The organism is uncultured Aggregatibacter sp. (assembly GCF_901873365.1).
GTDB lineage: Bacteria > Pseudomonadota > Gammaproteobacteria > Enterobacterales > Pasteurellaceae > Aggregatibacter.
The window spans coordinates 1-1,174 of record NZ_CABFLM010000009.1 but is presented as its reverse complement, the minus strand read 5'-3'; the positions used below and the strand labels follow the sequence as shown (position 1 = coordinate 1,174).

Annotated in this window: 1 protein-coding gene; it reads left to right on the top strand. The window is 45.0% G+C overall.

Annotated elements, in window-relative coordinates; genetic code table 11:
* On the top strand, positions 1-1,174 hold a 1,174-nt coding region (tuf, locus tag QZ106_RS00060; RefSeq protein WP_021615146.1), incomplete at both ends, for an elongation factor Tu.

The following is a 1,174-nucleotide window of genomic DNA, read 5'->3' as shown; positions in this document are numbered from 1 at the left end:
TGTCTAAAGAAAAATTTGAACGTACAAAACCGCACGTTAACGTGGGTACAATCGGCCACGTTGACCATGGTAAAACCACTTTAACAGCAGCAATTACCACCGTATTAGCAAAACACTATGGTGGTGCAGCTCGTGCATTCGACCAAATCGATAACGCGCCGGAAGAAAAAGCGCGTGGTATCACCATCAACACGTCCCACGTTGAATACGACACACCAACCCGTCACTACGCACACGTTGACTGTCCGGGGCACGCCGACTATGTTAAAAACATGATTACCGGTGCGGCGCAAATGGATGGTGCTATCTTAGTAGTAGCAGCAACAGATGGTCCTATGCCACAAACTCGTGAGCACATCTTATTAGGCCGCCAAGTAGGTGTACCTTACATCATCGTATTCTTAAACAAATGCGACATGGTAGATGACGAAGAGTTATTAGAATTAGTAGAAATGGAAGTTCGTGAACTTCTTTCTCAATATGACTTCCCAGGTGATGATACTCCAATCATTCGTGGTTCTGCATTACAAGCGTTAAACGGCGTAGCAGAATGGGAAGAAAAAATCCTTGAATTAGCTCAAGCATTAGATACTTACATTCCTGAACCTGAGCGTGCAATCGACCAACCGTTCCTTCTTCCAATTGAAGACGTGTTCTCTATTTCCGGTCGTGGTACAGTAGTAACCGGTCGTGTAGAGCGTGGTATCATCCGTACTGGTGATGAAGTTGAAATCGTAGGTATCAAACCAACAGCGAAAACAACCGTAACCGGTGTTGAAATGTTCCGTAAATTACTTGACGAAGGTCGTGCAGGTGAAAACATCGGTGCATTATTACGTGGTACAAAACGTGAAGAAATCGAACGTGGTCAAGTATTAGCGAAACCGGGTTCAATCACTCCACACACTGATTTCGAATCTGAAGTGTACGTATTATCCAAAGAAGAAGGTGGTCGTCATACTCCATTCTTCAAAGGTTACCGTCCACAATTCTATTTCCGTACAACTGACGTAACCGGTACTATCGAATTACCGGAAGGCGTGGAAATGGTAATGCCTGGCGACAACATTAAAATGACTGTATCCCTAATCCACCCAATTGCGATGGACCAAGGTTTACGTTTCGCTATCCGTGAAGGTGGCCGTACAGTAGGCGCTGGCGTGGTAGCTAAAAT